We start from the raw sequence: 16,436 nt of genomic DNA on the forward strand, positions 1-16,436 counted from the left end.
CTGTCCGGATGGAGAATGACGGGTCGAACGGAATTAGGGGCAGGTTATCCGACGAGAGAGAACATCAGACGGGATTTGTTATTTTCACAAAACTTTTATCGATTGTTGGCCAGTGCCAGCCGCCGTTGGCAAAGTGGGAAGCGTTCAAACGCAACGCTTACCACCTTGATTGCAGAATGGGAATGCTGGGCAGTTATAAGGCGCGCGGCATAAGCCCCGGTATTTGTCGTTTCGTTATAACACGGTGGTTTAATTGGTGGCCCAGATAAATTCCAGAGCAGAAAGGTTATAACCACCCTGCTCCGCGCGCAGCACCACTACATTGTTGCCGCGCATCAGGGGTATCCCTGTCAGATCGAACGTTTTCCACTGAGCCGCTCCGCCAGTCACTGGAACATCAAGGATATTGATCAGGTCGTTATTAATACTGACGGCTATCTTTCCCGGCGCGGTTTCAGCAGAAACGCGCAACCTGAGCCGATAGTTACCCGCCGATGCTGCACGGACGGTATATTGCAACCATTCCGATGTGTCGATGCGATTCACATACCAGTTTTGCGCCGCGCCTGTGTCTTCCGCAATATCCACGCCATCGTTGCGATAAACCCGGCCATGATTCCAGGCACTCCGCTCAGCACCGGTGGACACGTGGTAGTTGGCTACATCCGTATCGAACCAGGCATAGCCATTACGGCCCATATCATAATCAACTGCCGCGATCTTGCCGCCTTTTTTATCAAGTGAATGGATTTTATAGGGACGGGTTGCATCATCGTGCGGCTGACGCAACATCGCGTCCACCACATCGGGATGCGGTATGGAATTCTCGAAACGGATATCCTCACGCGCCAATTGCATCAGCGCCTGGTAAGCCGCCCTGGCGGTGGGCTTGGGACCGCGACCGTGCCAATAATCCACCAGCGCGACATAACCGGGATTGGGTTTAACTTCCAACGGATTATTGAAACCCAATTTTTTTAATGGCCAGAAGGCCCAACCAATGCCGTGACTCTCTACCAGTTGAATCGCATCGCGAAACCAGACGTTGGAGTTCTCGCCGGATTCACCCAACCAGAGCGGCACGTTATATTTATCGCGCAATTGCAAATGCTGTTCGATGGTATCCGGCGTGTTGTCATTCCAGTACTTGTGAAAACTCACCACCATGTTGTCATCCCACAAAGGCATGATGCCGTTGTAATTATTTCCCCAACAATTGCCTTCCACAATAATCATGTGACGGGAATCCACGGCGCGGATTGCCTTGGTGACATCCACCAGCAATTGCTTTAGCGGTTCATTTTTTTGTTCCTTGCAGCCATTTTTATCGGCAGCATCCGTAAACCCCCAGTTGGGTTCATTGATGATGTCATACGCCCCAATCCAGGGTTCGTCCTTGTAACGTTCCGCCAGTTTTTTCCAGAGTGCTACCGTTTTTTGTTGGTTAGCGGCGCTATCCCACAAGGATGGTTTGTTGGGATCGCGATCTGAAATCGCCAAATCGTTTCCCTGCCCGCCCGGAGCAGCATGCAGATCCAGAATCAGATACATATTGTTGGCTTTACACCACGCGAGTAACTGATCCGTTAATGCAAACCCTTTATCCAACCAAGTATTTTTGCCCGGTACCGGCTCATCCTCCACTGGCAGGGTAAACAGGTTGTAATGCATCGGCAGCCGCACTGAATTAAAGCCCCAGCTCGCCATCGCATCGATATCCGCCTTGGTGACATGGTTAGCCAGCCAGGCATCATAAAATTCTGCGGTTTTTTCCGGGCCAATCAGCTCCTGAATTTTTCCTTTGATGGCATGCTGCTGGCCAAGGTTACCGACCTGCAACATGTAACCTTCCTGCAACATCCAACCACCAAGACCCATACCGCGCAGAATCACCGGTTCATTGCGTTCGTTGACGATGTGTTTGCCGTCTGCACGCAAAAAGCCCTGAGCCTGGGCTTGCGCGATAAAAAAGCAACTGATGAACAAGGTGAATAAAAATTTCATGGTGTTTTGCCGATCTTGATGAGAAATAAATTATTGAGGAAATTGTGGCGGGCTGCCTTTCCACCAGAAGTTGACCAATACGTTGACAGGCTCCAGTGCCTCCACGTGATGCCACCAATGCGTCGGAATATACAAGGCATCACCCGGGCCCAACTCAGCGACCTGGACTTGATCCAGCGCATGACGAAACAATGGAAATTTTTCCAGGTCCGGCGAATGCAGATCGACCAGACTGATGGGTCTACCGGCGGGCGTCATATCAGCCGGGCCGATGTACAGATTGGCTTCCTGATCGGGCGGAAATAAGGTGAAGCGGCGGCGCCCTGCCGCCACACACGCGATATTTTCTGAATCATCATTGTGGGTAGCCACCGTGACCGCGTTGCCAATCCAGATAGTGGGATCAATAGATTCACTGAGAAAATCGATCCACGTTTCGGCCTCCAACCCCGGCAAATATTCCGGTATTACCTTAGAGCCAATATAAAAACCGGGACAAGGCGTTTTGTTCGACAAGGCCTTTAAAATATTCAGTGCTTCACGCAGCTCGCCATTCATGCGATCAAAGTTAAAGCCGCTCATATCAGCCTTGTAAAACAACCTGCCTTTTGCGGAGACAGGTGCAATCATGGCCTGAAAGGTTTTTCCCTGATCAAACTGCAACAAATGATCTGACAGTACGGCGATTCCTTGTAAACCGGCTTGCACTAACGGCCAGTCTTGTACCAGGTTACGGAGAATAACCGGCCGCTGGCCTGCCCGTACTGCTGCACGCACGGACTCATCCACAATGCCATCCCACACTGGTACCAACATCGTGTTATCTCATGGTCTTTGCCATACGCTTCAGGATTTCATTCACTGAACCAATTGAATGAATATGTGCGTAGGTCCAGGCGGTCCAACCCTTATAAAACCAATCCACGATTTCTTCATCGGTCAAGGCTTCATGAAACGCTTTTTCATTCACCACAAAAAAGCTGTCAAGTTTGACTTCTTTATTAGCAAGTTCCACCACCACTTGCGAGCGGCTTAACAAGCCTTTTACTTTTAATGCCTGGGTATAGTCCAGGGTCATGCGATGTGCTTGATCCAGGGTATCGAGATATTGCAAGGTATCCAACAACACCTGTGTAGGCTCACCGGTATCGTCAAACAAGCGTTCACCGTCTGCGGCGTTGAAATGTGGCGCTGACTCGTCGATCATGACCACCCCCTTGTTTTCCGCCAGCGCAAAGGGATAACGTTTAACAAAAGAAGGAATGTAAGCGCCCTCCCAACGATCGCCCAATTGATGACTCTGGCTGGTGAGCGACAGCAACGCAACCGGTAGAAAACCGCCGCTGGCCGTTTCAACAAACATAACCGGATGGCTGCGACTACAGGAGAAAAATTCGGGTCCGGACACAGGCACGGTGTTTACTTTTGATGCAAAAGCGTAGCTGTCAGATTTTTTATACGTCAACCCGCGATGTTTTTCTTTATCAAGCGGAGCGGGTTTTTCGTAGAATAATAATTCGGCCATAACGGGATACCATAATTGTAGAAATAAAACGTGCTGATTAGTTTTAATCCTGCACGATAGATGTTAACGCACCTAATGAAAATCAATAAAAATATTGGCAGTCAACCTGCCTCGCGCAGGATCGCTGCAAACGTCCACCGCTTCAGACACCAAACCACTGTGAAGTAAATTACCCGGATAAATCACCAGGCGATTAGCTTTGTAAGCAACACCGGTAATCAGCTCGTAGTGGTTGGTACTGCTGTTAATATATTTTTCTTCCGGCAAACCTCTGACCGCCATAAATGCGGAAGCCGACTGTTTATAAATATCATTTCGCCCCTGGGTAATACGCTCAAAGCCTGTCGGCCGATGGCGAAAAAAGCCTGTGCCACCGAAATCGCCTTCATTGAGATAATGCAGCACGGCGTAATAATGCGTGTTATTGGTATCGAAATGAGGCAAACGCTGCAATGGATTTAATTTTCGCGCTGGCGTCGTCAACAAAGAATAATAGGCAAGTTCCACGTTTGGGCTCAAGGTTGATGGGATAGCATACTGTTCATAGAGCAGCGGCGTAATTGCTTCCATCACAGTCTTCACATAGGCGCCTGGCAATGGTGTGCGAACGCCGGGGTAACCTGTTTTACCATCCTCGGCGTAATCCGGAATGCGGCAAGCCTCATCTCTTATTGACACAACATCTTTAGCAAAATCGTCAATGACAATGGCACACGTCTGCTCATTGCCTATGGCCAGAACCTCGTAAGCATTAACATGAAAACTTTGTTTTTTTACATCAGATTCCATGAATAAATTACATCACGTTTGATTTGCAATAATAATCAATAAACTCATGGTGAGCTGGCAATCGATCAACTTTCTGCTCGGTAGATTGCTTCAACTCCATCAGCAACTCACGCAATGCATCATCAGTCATGGAATCCACTACCGGGTGATAGCTCTCCGGCGTAACGCCTTGACCAAGCATTACCTGAATCCAGGACTCCTCTGCAAACAGATCCATTTCCTTCTTGAAGACCTTACCTGTTTCCCTGAAGAGTTTAATGCGGTGCGTCAATGACTCAGGCACATCCATATATTTACAGTAACGCCAGAACGGGGTGTCTTCGCGGTCTGTCACATGGTAGTGAAGGATAATAAAGTCGCGGATGTTCTGTACTTCTTCCCGTGTCTGACGATTGAATTCGTCGACTTCTGATTGCTTGATACCGTCATAGGGAAATAATTGAATAAAGCGCGTGATACTTTTTTGAATCAGGTGAATACTGGTGGATTCGAGCGGCTCCAGAAACCCGCTCGACAAGCCAATGGCCACACAATTTTTCGTCCAGTGTTGCTTGCGTGTTCCGGTCGTAAACTTAATGACACGAGGCTCGTTCAATAATTTTCCTTCCAGATTTTTTACCAGCAGTTCTTTGGCTTCGTCATCTGAGCCATATTCGCTGCAAAATACCAGGCCATTACCAACGCGACTCTGCAAGGGAATTCGCCATTGCCAACCAAATTCACGCGCAATAGAACGGGTGTAAGGTAATGGCGGACGCACGGTTTCGGTCTGCACGGCAATGGCGCTGTTGCATGGCAGCCAATGCGACCAGTCTTCGTATTCCGTCTTGAGCGCATCACCAATTAATAATCCGCGGAAGCCGCTACAGTCGACAAACAGATCACCTTCCACCACTTCACCCGACTCCAGGGACAATGATTGGATATAACCCGTATCGGGATGGAGGTTGACACCGGTTATCTTGCCCTCTTTACGTACTGCACCGTATTTTTCACTGAATTCGCGCAGAAATTTAGCGTACAAACCTGCATCAAGGTGATAGGCATAGTTGACACCATTCTTGGGCATAACCGCGAATTTTTCTTTACGGCACGCCAGATGTTCCGCGCAGTAATTGCCGTATTCTGTTGAATCAATACCACGCTTTTGGCCCGCCAACCAGAAATGCTGAAAGCCGGCTGCCCAGTTACTTTTACCGGCAAAACCAAACGAGTGAACGTAGTTTTCACCCACATCGCGCCAGTTTTCAAATGAAATCCCCAGCTTGAAGGTACCATTCACGCGCGACATAAATTCCTTTTCACTCAACTCCAATACTTTATGGAGATTAATGATAGGAGGAATAGTGGCCTCACCAACGCCCACGGTTGGGATTGCGTCTGATTCAATCAGGGTTAAATCAATACTCTTGCCAAAAGACTTTGCCAACAAGGCAGCCGATATCCAACCTGCGGTACCGCCGCCGGCAATCACCACTCGTTTCAATTTTAATTCTTTCAAGGTTACACCTACTGTCGTTAATGTATTGTTGGCGTATTATTGAGCTAGCGCTTCAACAGACTGGCTAAATGAGATCTTATCTTGCGCGCAATCAATTCATCTGTCGGGGCCAAAACCCCCTGAATCTGGGGTGGTATATGTTTCCCTGCCGCTTCCGGCTCATCAAAAACATAATAATCAAATATCTTTTTCCAGATATCCCGCTGATGCTTGGGCAAGTCGCGTAATCCCAGCAGCGCGTGATGCAAAACGTTTTCCGGATTCCCCATATACTCCGGTACATTTCGCCACCAGTAATTCACCAGTACATTTAAATTGGTGTGCGCCTGTACATGGTGCCACCACATACCGGGGATAAAGACCGCGTCCCCTGCTTCGAGCTCTGCGACAACACTGGCGGCCAATGCCTGTTTGAAGCGAGGATATTTTTCAAAGTCGGGCTGCAACAGATCGACCATACTGATCGCGCGACCTGAGGGCGTAATATCCAGCGGGCCCACATACAGGTTTTCCAATTGTTCGGGCGGGAACAGCGTAAAGGTTCGTTTGCCCACAACATTACAGGCGATGTTATCTGGACAATCATAATGCGCGGCAATAACACTGCGGTTACCCAACCAGATACTGACCAGCGGATCGATGTTGCTTAATCCGAGATCATTCTCAGCACGAAAGCCCGGCAGCCATTCGTCAACACGCGTAGAACCGATATAAAACAGTGGCGCATCATGCTGATCGCTGTGTTGCTCAAGCAACGCCAGTACATTATTCAGATTCGCCTCTGAGCGCTGGAAGTTAAATCCGGTGTAATCCTTGTTAAAGAAAATTTTTCCCTGGATCTCCGGCGCGCCGTAATAATAGGTAACCGGCTTGCCGCTGTAGAAACTGCGCAAATAATCGCTGGCTTGCCGCTCTGACTGCCGCCCCTTTTGAACGATGGGCCAGTCGGCCACGACACCTTTTAGTACCAAGGGTTCGCCGGATTGAAATATCCAATCCGGAATATTTTTGGGGCTACATCCCTCAACCACTTTTACGTTATTCGGGCTGATACTCATAGGGTTACTTCAGAGGCAGATGCGATTAGTTGGCTTCCAACTGGCTTTTCAGTTTGATTAATTTATTCACATGTGAAAGCGACGCAACGGCCATATAGATAGGCATCAGATATCCCATTTCATTTAATTTACCAAGCACGTCGCCACTCAATTTACCAAGCGCATCTTCATTGATGGTATGGAAACCTAACAACTGCGCTTGTCGACCAGTCGTCAGGGTAATATCAAAGGTGACAGGCTCCAGAAGATTGTGTTCGAGCAACACCTGACTAAAACCTTTGCCTTGCTCATTCCACAGGTGAATCGTTTCCAGCACAGAAGCCATGTAATCCAGATACTCGCTGTTGCCACCTTGCTCAAGGAACAAACGTTCGCCTTCTATTTCACTGATACGTGGGCTGTCCATATTAATGTTCATAACGCGCGTGGTATCAGACTCGCTGCCAGCCGGACCCCGCTGAAAACCGATAAGGAACGGATGCCGCTGTATCATCAAGGGAACATAACCTGCTTCCCAACCCCGCTCACTCAGGAACAGGTTTTCCCCTTCTTCAAAGCCAAATAAAGCTACCGCGTTATAACCGTCGCTTTCGTGACTTTTTTGGAAGAGAATCGGGTAATGCGCCTGAATAAAACGGAACTCCAGCGGAAAGGTATTTGTCATCATCACGCCATCACCCAGCGCTTTGTCTTTCCGTGTAATTACCCGGATATTTTTATGCTTGACGTTATTAACGACTTCAATATTTTTCATAAGAACTCATCTTAATTTATTAATTGTTTAACCGTATCGGTGTGGTGACTTATCTTCGACAGGTGCATCAACAATTCACGGTGGCCCGGCAATCTGCCGAGTAATCGGCGTGTTTGTTTTGCATTCTTCTCAAAATAGTGTTGCGCTAATTGCAGCTCTTTATTGCCGGGCTTTTGATAGCCTGCGGTAATATCAGGCGGAAAACCCATACCATATAACACATACTGAAAACTGGCCGAAGAAAATAACTCTTCGCGCTGTGGACAATCGTATGCCCAAGGCGGCTGAAAACGCCACAGACATAATAAATCTTGCAAGCTTTCCGGTATGGTCGAGGGATTTTTATTTTCCTGCCAATAAACGGAATCCGTTCTTGATGATAGTACATAGTGGAGTTTCAAAAACTCAATAACACGCTGCCAGTGATAGCTGAATTTATCGTTATAACGCTTGGCCAAGGGTAACATCATATCGAATGACGCAGGCATTTGTTCGGCCAACATTTTAGCCGCCAGTTCAATCATGACCAACGCCGATGCTTCCAGCGGTTCGATAAATCCCGCCGACACGCCCACCGCTACACAATTTTTAACCCAGAATTTTTCGCGGTAACCGGGCGTGAAAGAAATCTTGCGGATATCAGTTCGAGCTTCCGGACTGTCAGTAGCCTGGAGATAAGCCAATAACGCTTGCTCAGCCTCCGCTTCGGTTGTGAAGCGGGATGAATATACATGGCCGATCCCACGGCGACTTTGCAAGCCGATATCCCAGATCCAGCCTGCAGATTGCGCCGTCGATTGGGTATAACTTTTTATTGGGCTCGCATCGTCTTTATACGGAACCTGAACCGCCAGCGCCGTATCGTTAAACAACACGTCGCTTTTATTAATAAACGGAACCTGGTAATGCTGCCCCAACAACAACGCAGCGAAGCCGGAACAGTCAATAAATAAATCGCCTTCGATGCTGCCCGCGGCTTCGGTTTTTAACGCGGTGATATAACCATCGTCGTCGCTCTCAATCGCCGCCACATCCGCTGAAATATAGTGCACCCCCAAGCGTTCACAACAATGACGCTTGAGGAAAGCGGCGAATTTACCGGCATCCAGATGGTAACCGTAATTCAGCAGGTAATCGTATTCCGCTGTTGAGACTTCCTTGGGCGCCAGCTGGCTGTCACAGACCAGACTTTGCGGACACACGGCTTCAGCAAATGCCACTTGGTCACGAAACGCTGGCCATATCCGCGCCAGATTCATGTCGCCCCAGGCTTCCGGCAAGGTAAAAGGGTGATAGTAAGATTCCCGCGCGCCGGATTGCCATCCGACAAAGCAAGAGCCTTGTTTAAAGCTCGCATCACAATGGCGAATGAAATCGACTTCAGCGATGCCCATGGTTTTCAGGGTATCGCGCATTGAGGGCCAGGTGCCTTCACCGACCCCCAGAATCTTTACGGTTGGTGACTCAACCAGGGTAATCGACAGATTCCGCCCACGCCCTTGAGCATGCGCAGCAGCCAGAGTACCTGCGGTCAACCAACCAGCAGTGCCACCTCCGACAATAACAATCGACTTTACTGGCTTGCCCATACCACTGTTCCTGCTTGCGAATCACTTTTTACTAAGAATAGGCGCTTATTTACGCAAACGTTTGAATTATTCTGATTAAAGTAATGCCCTGGCGCGGTAAAAAAAAGCCGCTGAAAGTTCAGCGGCTTTTTCGAGCCTGAAAGGCATCCTTGTACATCAACTACACATTAGAAGGTATAACGTGCACCGATGTTGTAGCGTGGACCGCTGGTGTAAACACCCGTGGTGTACAGGTCATGACGACCGTAGGTACGACGGTATTCATCCGTGATGTTGATGCCTTCAAAGAATATCGTGAAGTTATCATTGATGTCGTAGCTGGCATTAAGGTCGACCTGCTGATAATTCTCAACGTAGGTCGGGTTAGCGCCTGTACCATCAGCGGTTCCATTCAGGTAGTCATCACGCCAGTTGTAGCTCAAGCGCACTTGTACGCCGTTCTTTTCATAGAAGGCAATAAAGTTGGCACTGTCACTCAAACCGGTTAATGCAAATTGCGGATCTACGATGTTACCGTCGTCATACTCGGTATCGGAATCCGTGATGGTGTAGTTAGCAACAACACCAAAACCGGTATCCCAGAAGTTATGTTGAACCGCAAATTCCCATCCCTCAAAGGCCGCTTCCTGTTCGTTCAGGAACTCGGTAATGTTGAAGATCACATTTGGATCACCTTCCACACCATAAACCCACGCCGGATTTTTGGTCAGGTCTACACTTGGGTCGCCATCAGGTGTATTGGCAACGATGTAATCCTTAACTGCAGCGGTACTCCACTGATTGTTGGGATCAGCAGCAACGGCCGCATCACGACGGCTACCTTGCGATGGGTCCGGCGCATTAAAGATAACTTCGGGCGATACGGTTGTACCGATGAAGTTCTTAACGTCTTTTCTGTAGTAGCCGACAGAAACATAGCTGGCTTCGTCGTAGTACCACTCCACAGACAAGTCGAAGTTGTCGGAGATAATCGGCTTCAGGTTCACATCACCACGTGTACCACTACCACCAGGGCTACCCGGGAACATGGATTGAGGTGCAACGCCGCGGCCAATAGATAGGGCGCTCATCTGATTCCACAGTGGACGGCCAAGGCTACGACCGTAAGATGTGCGAACAACCACGTCATCGGTCACGTCAAACGCCAGATCAATGCTTGGCAGGAAGTAGTCGTAGCCACCCTCGCCTTGTTTGACCGGAGTAACTTCGTAATCGTCAGCAGCCAGCAGATACATCTCGTTACCGCCAATCCATACAACCTCACCGGTGTATTGCAGCTCAATGGGTGTTGCGAAAGAACGAGTTTCTGTGTCTTCCCAACGAACACCCAATGCACCACGAACCGGGATACCAATATCGTATTCGGCGTTCAATTGAACCCAAGCGCTGGTGGAGTCTTCTTCAATCAGACGAACATCGTCTGGTGTGGGGTTCATACAGTAGTAAGTACTGCCGTTGGAGCAGTTAGCAAAACCACCGCCATCATCCAGGTTGGCTGCAGCATATTCGACCACTTTATTGAAATCAGCGACGAAACGCTGACCCAGCAATTGATCATGGCCATTACCACTGACATTGTCGAAGTAGCTGGCAATATCTGCAACTTTGTAGCCATCGAGCGGTACGTCACCTTCATCACCCAGTCCACCCCAGGTATCACGCTGGTTGTTTGCAAAGGTAGAGCGGTTGGTTTGCTCGATACGAGACACGCCGAAATCAAGGCTCAGGCTGTCGACGAATTCAAAGTTACCTTTGAACTGGAATTGATCGATTTCATGCAGCATGCGCGCGTTGCGGAAAGAGCTACCGGTAATCTGAAGGTCTTCGAGACGCGCAGTATCGCCATCATCGCTATTTACAATACCGACATTCAGCACTGGCAGATCAGAACCGAGATAAACCGCTGAACTATCGCGAACAAACGCAGACGTGGTGATTACGTTGCTGTTACCGTATTCGCTGTCTGGTTTGGATTCAGCATCAGAACTGTGAATATCGAACTCAAGTGTTAAACGGTCAGTTACAGACCACTCAACATTCAAGCCGATAGATTCGTTCTCATTGACACTGGAGTTAAGGCCGGCACCGAAGGTTAAGTCAGCACCTCTCTCTCCGGTCAAACCAAACTCTTCATACATCAACGGCACTTCAACAACGCCTTCACCGTTATCCGTCCAGGAAGTGCGGCGGTTTCCGCCAAAGTTAAACCAAGCACCCACATCAGAGAACTTGGAAGACTCTTCCTTCTTGGAGTAGGTGTAATCCAGAGTTGAAGTGATGTTTTCAGTCGGAGCAAATTGCAACACCAACTGACCATTCAAGCGCTTACGCTCATATTCGTTGAAGTTGTAGCCTGCTTGTTGTGGCACACCGTAAACATCAGCAGGAACTACAACTTCCTCACCGTCCATAACCGCTGGGCTAGGAGGATTGGTGTGAAAGTTGGTGTCTTGCAGGTTGGTGATTGCACCCCAACCATCAGAGCCAGCCGGGAAGTAACGCCAGCCAGTACCGATTTGCGCATTAGCGTTACCGCCTTCACGCTCCTGGTAGCTCATAGACAAGCCCACACCAAAGGTGTCATCCGCAAAGGTGTTGCTGTAGATACCGGAGATTTCCGGCGTCAGGCTTGGATCTTCTGCAGAGTCATCGTAAACACCCTTGACGCCGGCGGAGAATTGTTGGCCAGGGTTATCCAATGGGCGTGCAGTCTTGATGTTGATGGTTGCACCCACACCACCGGCCGGATTTTCGGCGCGAACAGTTTTGTAAACCTCTACTCCGCTAATACCTTCGGAAGCCAGGTTAGAGAAGTCAAAGGAACGAGAACCAGACACGCTGGTTGCTTCGATGGTGGTGCCAGGCATCTGACGACCGTTCAGGGTCACCAGGTTGTAGTCGGGGCCGAAACCGCGCACGGTGACTTTGGAGCCTTCACCGTTAGCACGGTCAATCGACACACCGGTAATACGTTGCAGGGATTCTGCCAGGTTGGTATCAGGGAACTTACCGATATCTTCCGCAGAAATCGCATCTACCACGCCTTGCGATTCACGTTTGATATCCATAGAACGCTGCAAGCTGCCCTTGATGCCGGTTACGACGATTTCTTCAACCATCTCACCGTTTTCTTGCGCGAAAGTGGTACCACTCAGCCCCACAAGGGCGTAAGAAGCCACTGCCGTCGCAATAAGTTTCTTCTTGAAGCCTACTGTGTTTTTGTTCATGAAATTCTCCGGTTTCTTATTCGTCTGGAATTATTTACCCGGTACTGCCGCATACCCCACATTAAGGGGGGACCTGGTTGTAGAGGTATGGACGCCTTTGGGAATAGAGGCGATTTTTTTATTAACAATCCATAACAACCGAGTTACTGACTTACTTATGTTATTGCGTGTTGGTTGTTTATTAGACGTTAACTAAACCAACCCCACTCTAACGCTAGGCGATATTTCCACTCCCGGCCAGCAAGCGTCGTCCCACTTTGGCGGCTAATACCAACATGAACTATCTCACTTTTACTTTTTTAAAGTGGGAAAACCGAATTTTCCTTTAAATTCATACAGTTAGATACAACTAAAAAGCGCGCCAAAATAAAAGTGGGAAGTGTAAAGATGTAAAAATTTCGTCATTTTCAGCCTCCATTCCCGCTATTTTCTTTTTCAGGGACAGTGCTGTCGGCGCACCAACTGGATGAATGTTGTCTGCGCAATGTCGATGCAAAACAAATTCTTTTTTTGCTGTTGCGCACCAATTGTTTTCATTCGCACTGCGCAGATGTCGTGCAACGAATCTTGTTTTGTGAAATCGCAGCACAGCACACGCTTACGGTCATTAAGACAAAAACTAATCGTTCAACAAGTCGGATTCATAATTCCGTAAAGCGTTGGGCAAGAGCGGATTGGTCAAGGTGATGAGCGCACGATTTTTTAACTGTAAACGCTCAACCAGGTTGCCATAGTGACGCTGGAAAATGTCGTCGAGCTGGCCATTATGAATAATGATTTGCATTCCTTGATCAATGCGCCGCGCTAATTCTGTGTTGTTGGGATTGACGTAGAACACCAATGGGAAGGGGTAATACAGCAGCACATTTTCATCTGTGTGCAGGTCAGCGGGAGTAGCAGCGCGCTCCTGGTAAACACTCTCCACTTCATTTGCCCCGAACGAAACATAATCAAATTGGTTGCTACGCAAACGTGTAAACAGATCATCAAACGTCCCGTCTTCCACGACGGGATAGTCGTTATGGCGAAACAACGCCGCATCGGCCCAACCGAGGGGAATACCCAAACGTTGTTGTTGCAATTGCGCGGCGGTAGTTATCCCCGCGAAGGTTTCACGGTCGGCGGCGCGGATTATCAGCACGCGATAACCCAACAGACCTTTCATCATCGGGTGCGGAATCAGGATTTTCTTTTCGTTAGCCAGCTTGGGGTTACCCGCCACCGTGCCGAACACATCAAAGCCTTTCTTGCGGAATATGCTGGCCTCATCAGCCGGGTCGGGATAATCCGTAAGATCCTCGATCACCGGAATTTCCCCGTAGCCCTTGCGGGTGACCTCAAGCACCGCCGTCAGGACATCACGCTCGTAGGCCTGACGGGAACTGGTTTTGTTGCCATTCCAGAATTTGATGGTGGTGACCTGCGGGTTTGAACTGGTGTAATGCCACAAAAACAACAGCGGCGAACAAATCAGCAGAACCGAAACAATATGAAGTGGGCGAATGCTCATGGTTTTCCTCTCACCGACTGCTGGTTTTAATACGGAAGCCATGACCAGGTACGTTCAGGGCCATTCCATCTGAAAAAGTGACAAGGTCGGGTGCGGACCCGACGTTATAGGCGATATAGGTGGTCACCCCATCCTTGGTAAACGCCACCGCCACCGGGCTGGAGGCGGTCAAGGCACCGGTGCCAGTCGCCAGGTGTCCCAACTGCTTGTAGGTGTATATCCAGTGATAGGTGTGCGCTTTTGTTTCGCCATCTTCCGGCCGGTAGTTGAACTGGCGACTGGCAAAGTCAGCGGCGGCAGCCTCGCCGTTGCTCATGGCCCAGATATTCCACCAGACATCCGGCCACTGATTGTCCGGCAACCCTGAGGGTTTGCCATTGGGCGATTCAGACAAGCCAAGCGCAATATAGTCCTCCAGATAGTCCGCATGCTGACCGATATGGAGCACCAACGGACTCAAGGGCAATCCCTGAATACCGAGGATGTGGGCATAGGCCTCGCTGAACCAGGTGGTGAACACATGGCCGTTGCCCCAGATAATTGACGTGGTGGGCTTGCTGTATTCCGGCGGAAAATTATCGTAATCCGCGCCCTTGTTGGTGTAGCGATCAATATTGTTCCAGTACTCCCAGTAGCTCGCCGTCGATGAGGCGTGCAAGTAAATACCCCGGTCTACCAGCGCTTGCTGCCCGGTAATCAAGCCGTAGAGAATAATCGCGCCGTAAGCGTTAGCCGCTTCGGAGGTAGATTCGTTGTTATTGCCCAGCAAAAAGTTGGCATTGCCCGAGGCCCAGGAAAATCCGTAAGCGGGGTCAAAGTTGCGCAGGTAGGGAAACAGCGGATCATCGCGGCCAGCGGCGTAATCGCGGATCAGCAGTTCCACCATCGGACCATACTGCTTATCACCACACCACTCGGGTTCCACCCGGCACACCTCAGCGGCCGCGCGCACAAAATAGCCATAATGGAAATGGTGGTCATTCAATTGCTGGTGGGCAAAAAACGATTCGTTAAAGCCCAGCAAGGTGCTCCAGTCCTGGTCGTATACAAAGTATTTGCTGGTATCCAGGTCACCGCTGGTGTCGGCGCGAAACCAGTCTTCCATTTCACGCTGCAGCCAATCGATCAGCTGACCTGCTTCAGCCACCATGCCGTGATCGCGGGCAATGGCAGCCAGCTCTGCGGCGCGGCTGAGCATCTTGCCGGTCCAGTAGGTGTCGGCATAGGTGTTCCACTGCGCCGGCCCCTGACTGACGAACTCGGTAATCAATGTGCGCAGCTGCGCGGGGTCATAGTCGCCGATGCCAGCCGGGAAGAATGGCAGCACACCCACGAAGGGTAAGGTGTAACTGAACCGGTCCGTGGCGGCGAATTTGGTCAGGCCGCGCGCGCTGCGCACCCGGTAATCTGTGGTCGGCTGGGCAGAGTTTTTCCAATGTAAGGGCAGCATCCCTGCCAGGGTAGTGACCGAATTTCCATTAAAGCGGTACTGGTGCGTAATCGTTACCTGGTTGTTGCTGCGATTGACGGCGTAGTCGATGTGCACTTCATCCACTGGCTGGCGGGCATGGGTGGTAAAGGTCTTGATCATGGCTTCGTCTGGCGTGCCCTGACTCAAGGGCAAAAGCGCGACGGTTAATTGTTTGGTGTGGTTGACCCGGATATCGGCACCCGTCACACCACTAAAACGGGCGCTCTCGTCACCGACCAGCAGGAAGTAATTGCGGTTGCCCGCCACGTCAGTCCAGAGACCCAGGGTGTCATCGCCACGGTGGAATATGCCTTTTTGATCGCCGTCGGCTGCGTGGGTCCGCAGGATCAGTTCACCGTGCAGCGCGGTGAAGTACACGTAAGGCGAGCCATGAACAAAGGTGGCTTCCATCACCGGTGTGGTTTCACTGCGCCACTGCACGGTAACCGAGCCATCACTGAAATCTTTCAGGTAAGCCTGGAGCTGGTCGCCCGCTGACGTACCGACCGCTATACCGTCGAAAACGTCGCTGTAGGGTTCGGGAATGCGGTAGGCATATTCCTTGTCGCCGGCACGTAAGCCGCTGGGAATCCCCAGGAGGCGCGCACCGCGCTCGCTGATGCGGGCGGTAACGGGGTCCGGCGTAATGTAGCCCGCGTGATTCGGGTTGCCGGTGATCATCTCGCCGTGAAAGGGAATGGAGCCCCACCAGCGGTGGGTCATGGTCGGCTGGTCAGCCGCTGGTGAAACGCGTTGGGGATACAGCCGCGTCGGCGCATCGCAAGCACTTGCGTTACGCTCGACCACACCGGCGTTAAGAATTTGACCGGCGTCACATTGGTAACTGGCCGGGTTGATGGCATGGCTGACATTGCCCGCCCCATAGGAAGTGAAGACGGATTGACAGGCCTGCGTAAGACTTAGCGCACTCAACAGGAGTACCCATCTTATCTTTATCACTAGCTGCGCTCTGATTGTTATGCGTTATTAATTAGGCAAATCATCGGT

Annotated in this window: 11 protein-coding genes; all 11 read right to left on the reverse strand. The window is 50.1% G+C overall.

The genetic code is table 11. The features are described 5' to 3' along the window. Positions 1 to 249: 249 nt before the first annotated feature. Entirely contained in the window at positions 250 to 2,004 is a 1,755-nt protein-coding gene (locus CBR65_RS11885; RefSeq protein WP_087467046.1) for a cellulase family glycosylhydrolase, read from the reverse strand. 30 nt (positions 2,005 to 2,034) lie between these two features. Next, complete coding sequence (locus CBR65_RS11890; RefSeq protein ID WP_087467047.1) at positions 2,035 to 2,820, reverse strand: cupin-like domain-containing protein; 786 nt, start codon at positions 2,818 to 2,820, stop codon at positions 2,035 to 2,037. Positions 2,821 to 2,824: 4 nt separating this feature from the next. Beyond that, a complete protein-coding gene (locus CBR65_RS11895) occupies positions 2,825 to 3,529 on the reverse strand; it encodes a SapC family protein (RefSeq protein ID WP_087467048.1) in 705 nt (234 codons plus the stop codon). Between the two features lie 72 nt (positions 3,530 to 3,601). Next, positions 3,602 to 4,318 (reverse strand): DUF6445 family protein, encoded by a 717-nt coding sequence (locus CBR65_RS11900; RefSeq protein ID WP_087467049.1) that lies wholly within the window; start codon positions 4,316 to 4,318, stop codon positions 3,602 to 3,604. Between the two features lie 7 nt (positions 4,319 to 4,325). Beyond that, entirely contained in the window at positions 4,326 to 5,819 is a 1,494-nt protein-coding gene (locus tag CBR65_RS11905) for a tryptophan halogenase family protein (protein ID WP_087467050.1), read from the reverse strand. A 44-nt stretch (positions 5,820 to 5,863) separates the two neighbouring features. Then, complete coding sequence (locus tag CBR65_RS11910) at positions 5,864 to 6,877, reverse strand: cupin-like domain-containing protein (protein ID WP_087467051.1); 1,014 nt, start codon at positions 6,875 to 6,877, stop codon at positions 5,864 to 5,866. 25 nt (positions 6,878 to 6,902) lie between these two features. Further along, entirely contained in the window at positions 6,903 to 7,631 is a 729-nt protein-coding gene (locus CBR65_RS11915) for a SapC family protein (protein WP_087467052.1), read from the reverse strand. Positions 7,632 to 7,642: 11 nt separating this feature from the next. Next, complete coding sequence (locus CBR65_RS11920; protein WP_087467053.1) at positions 7,643 to 9,220, reverse strand: tryptophan halogenase family protein; 1,578 nt, start codon at positions 9,218 to 9,220, stop codon at positions 7,643 to 7,645. 167 nt (positions 9,221 to 9,387) lie between these two features. Further along, on the reverse strand, positions 9,388 to 12,447 hold the full coding sequence (locus CBR65_RS11925; RefSeq protein WP_087467054.1) for a TonB-dependent receptor: 3,060 nt from the start codon (positions 12,445 to 12,447) through the stop codon (positions 9,388 to 9,390). A 619-nt stretch (positions 12,448 to 13,066) separates the two neighbouring features. After that, positions 13,067 to 13,957, reverse strand: a complete 891-nt coding sequence (locus CBR65_RS11930; RefSeq protein WP_157672050.1) for a transporter substrate-binding domain-containing protein — start codon at positions 13,955 to 13,957, stop codon at positions 13,067 to 13,069. Positions 13,958 to 13,967: 10 nt separating this feature from the next. Continuing rightward, complete coding sequence (locus CBR65_RS11935; protein WP_087467056.1) at positions 13,968 to 16,388, reverse strand: glycosyl hydrolase; 2,421 nt, start codon at positions 16,386 to 16,388, stop codon at positions 13,968 to 13,970. Between the last annotated feature and the right edge of the window lie 48 nt (positions 16,389 to 16,436).

The sequence above is a fragment of the Cellvibrio sp. PSBB006 genome (genome assembly GCF_002162135.1).
Lineage (GTDB): Bacteria > Pseudomonadota > Gammaproteobacteria > Pseudomonadales > Cellvibrionaceae > Cellvibrio.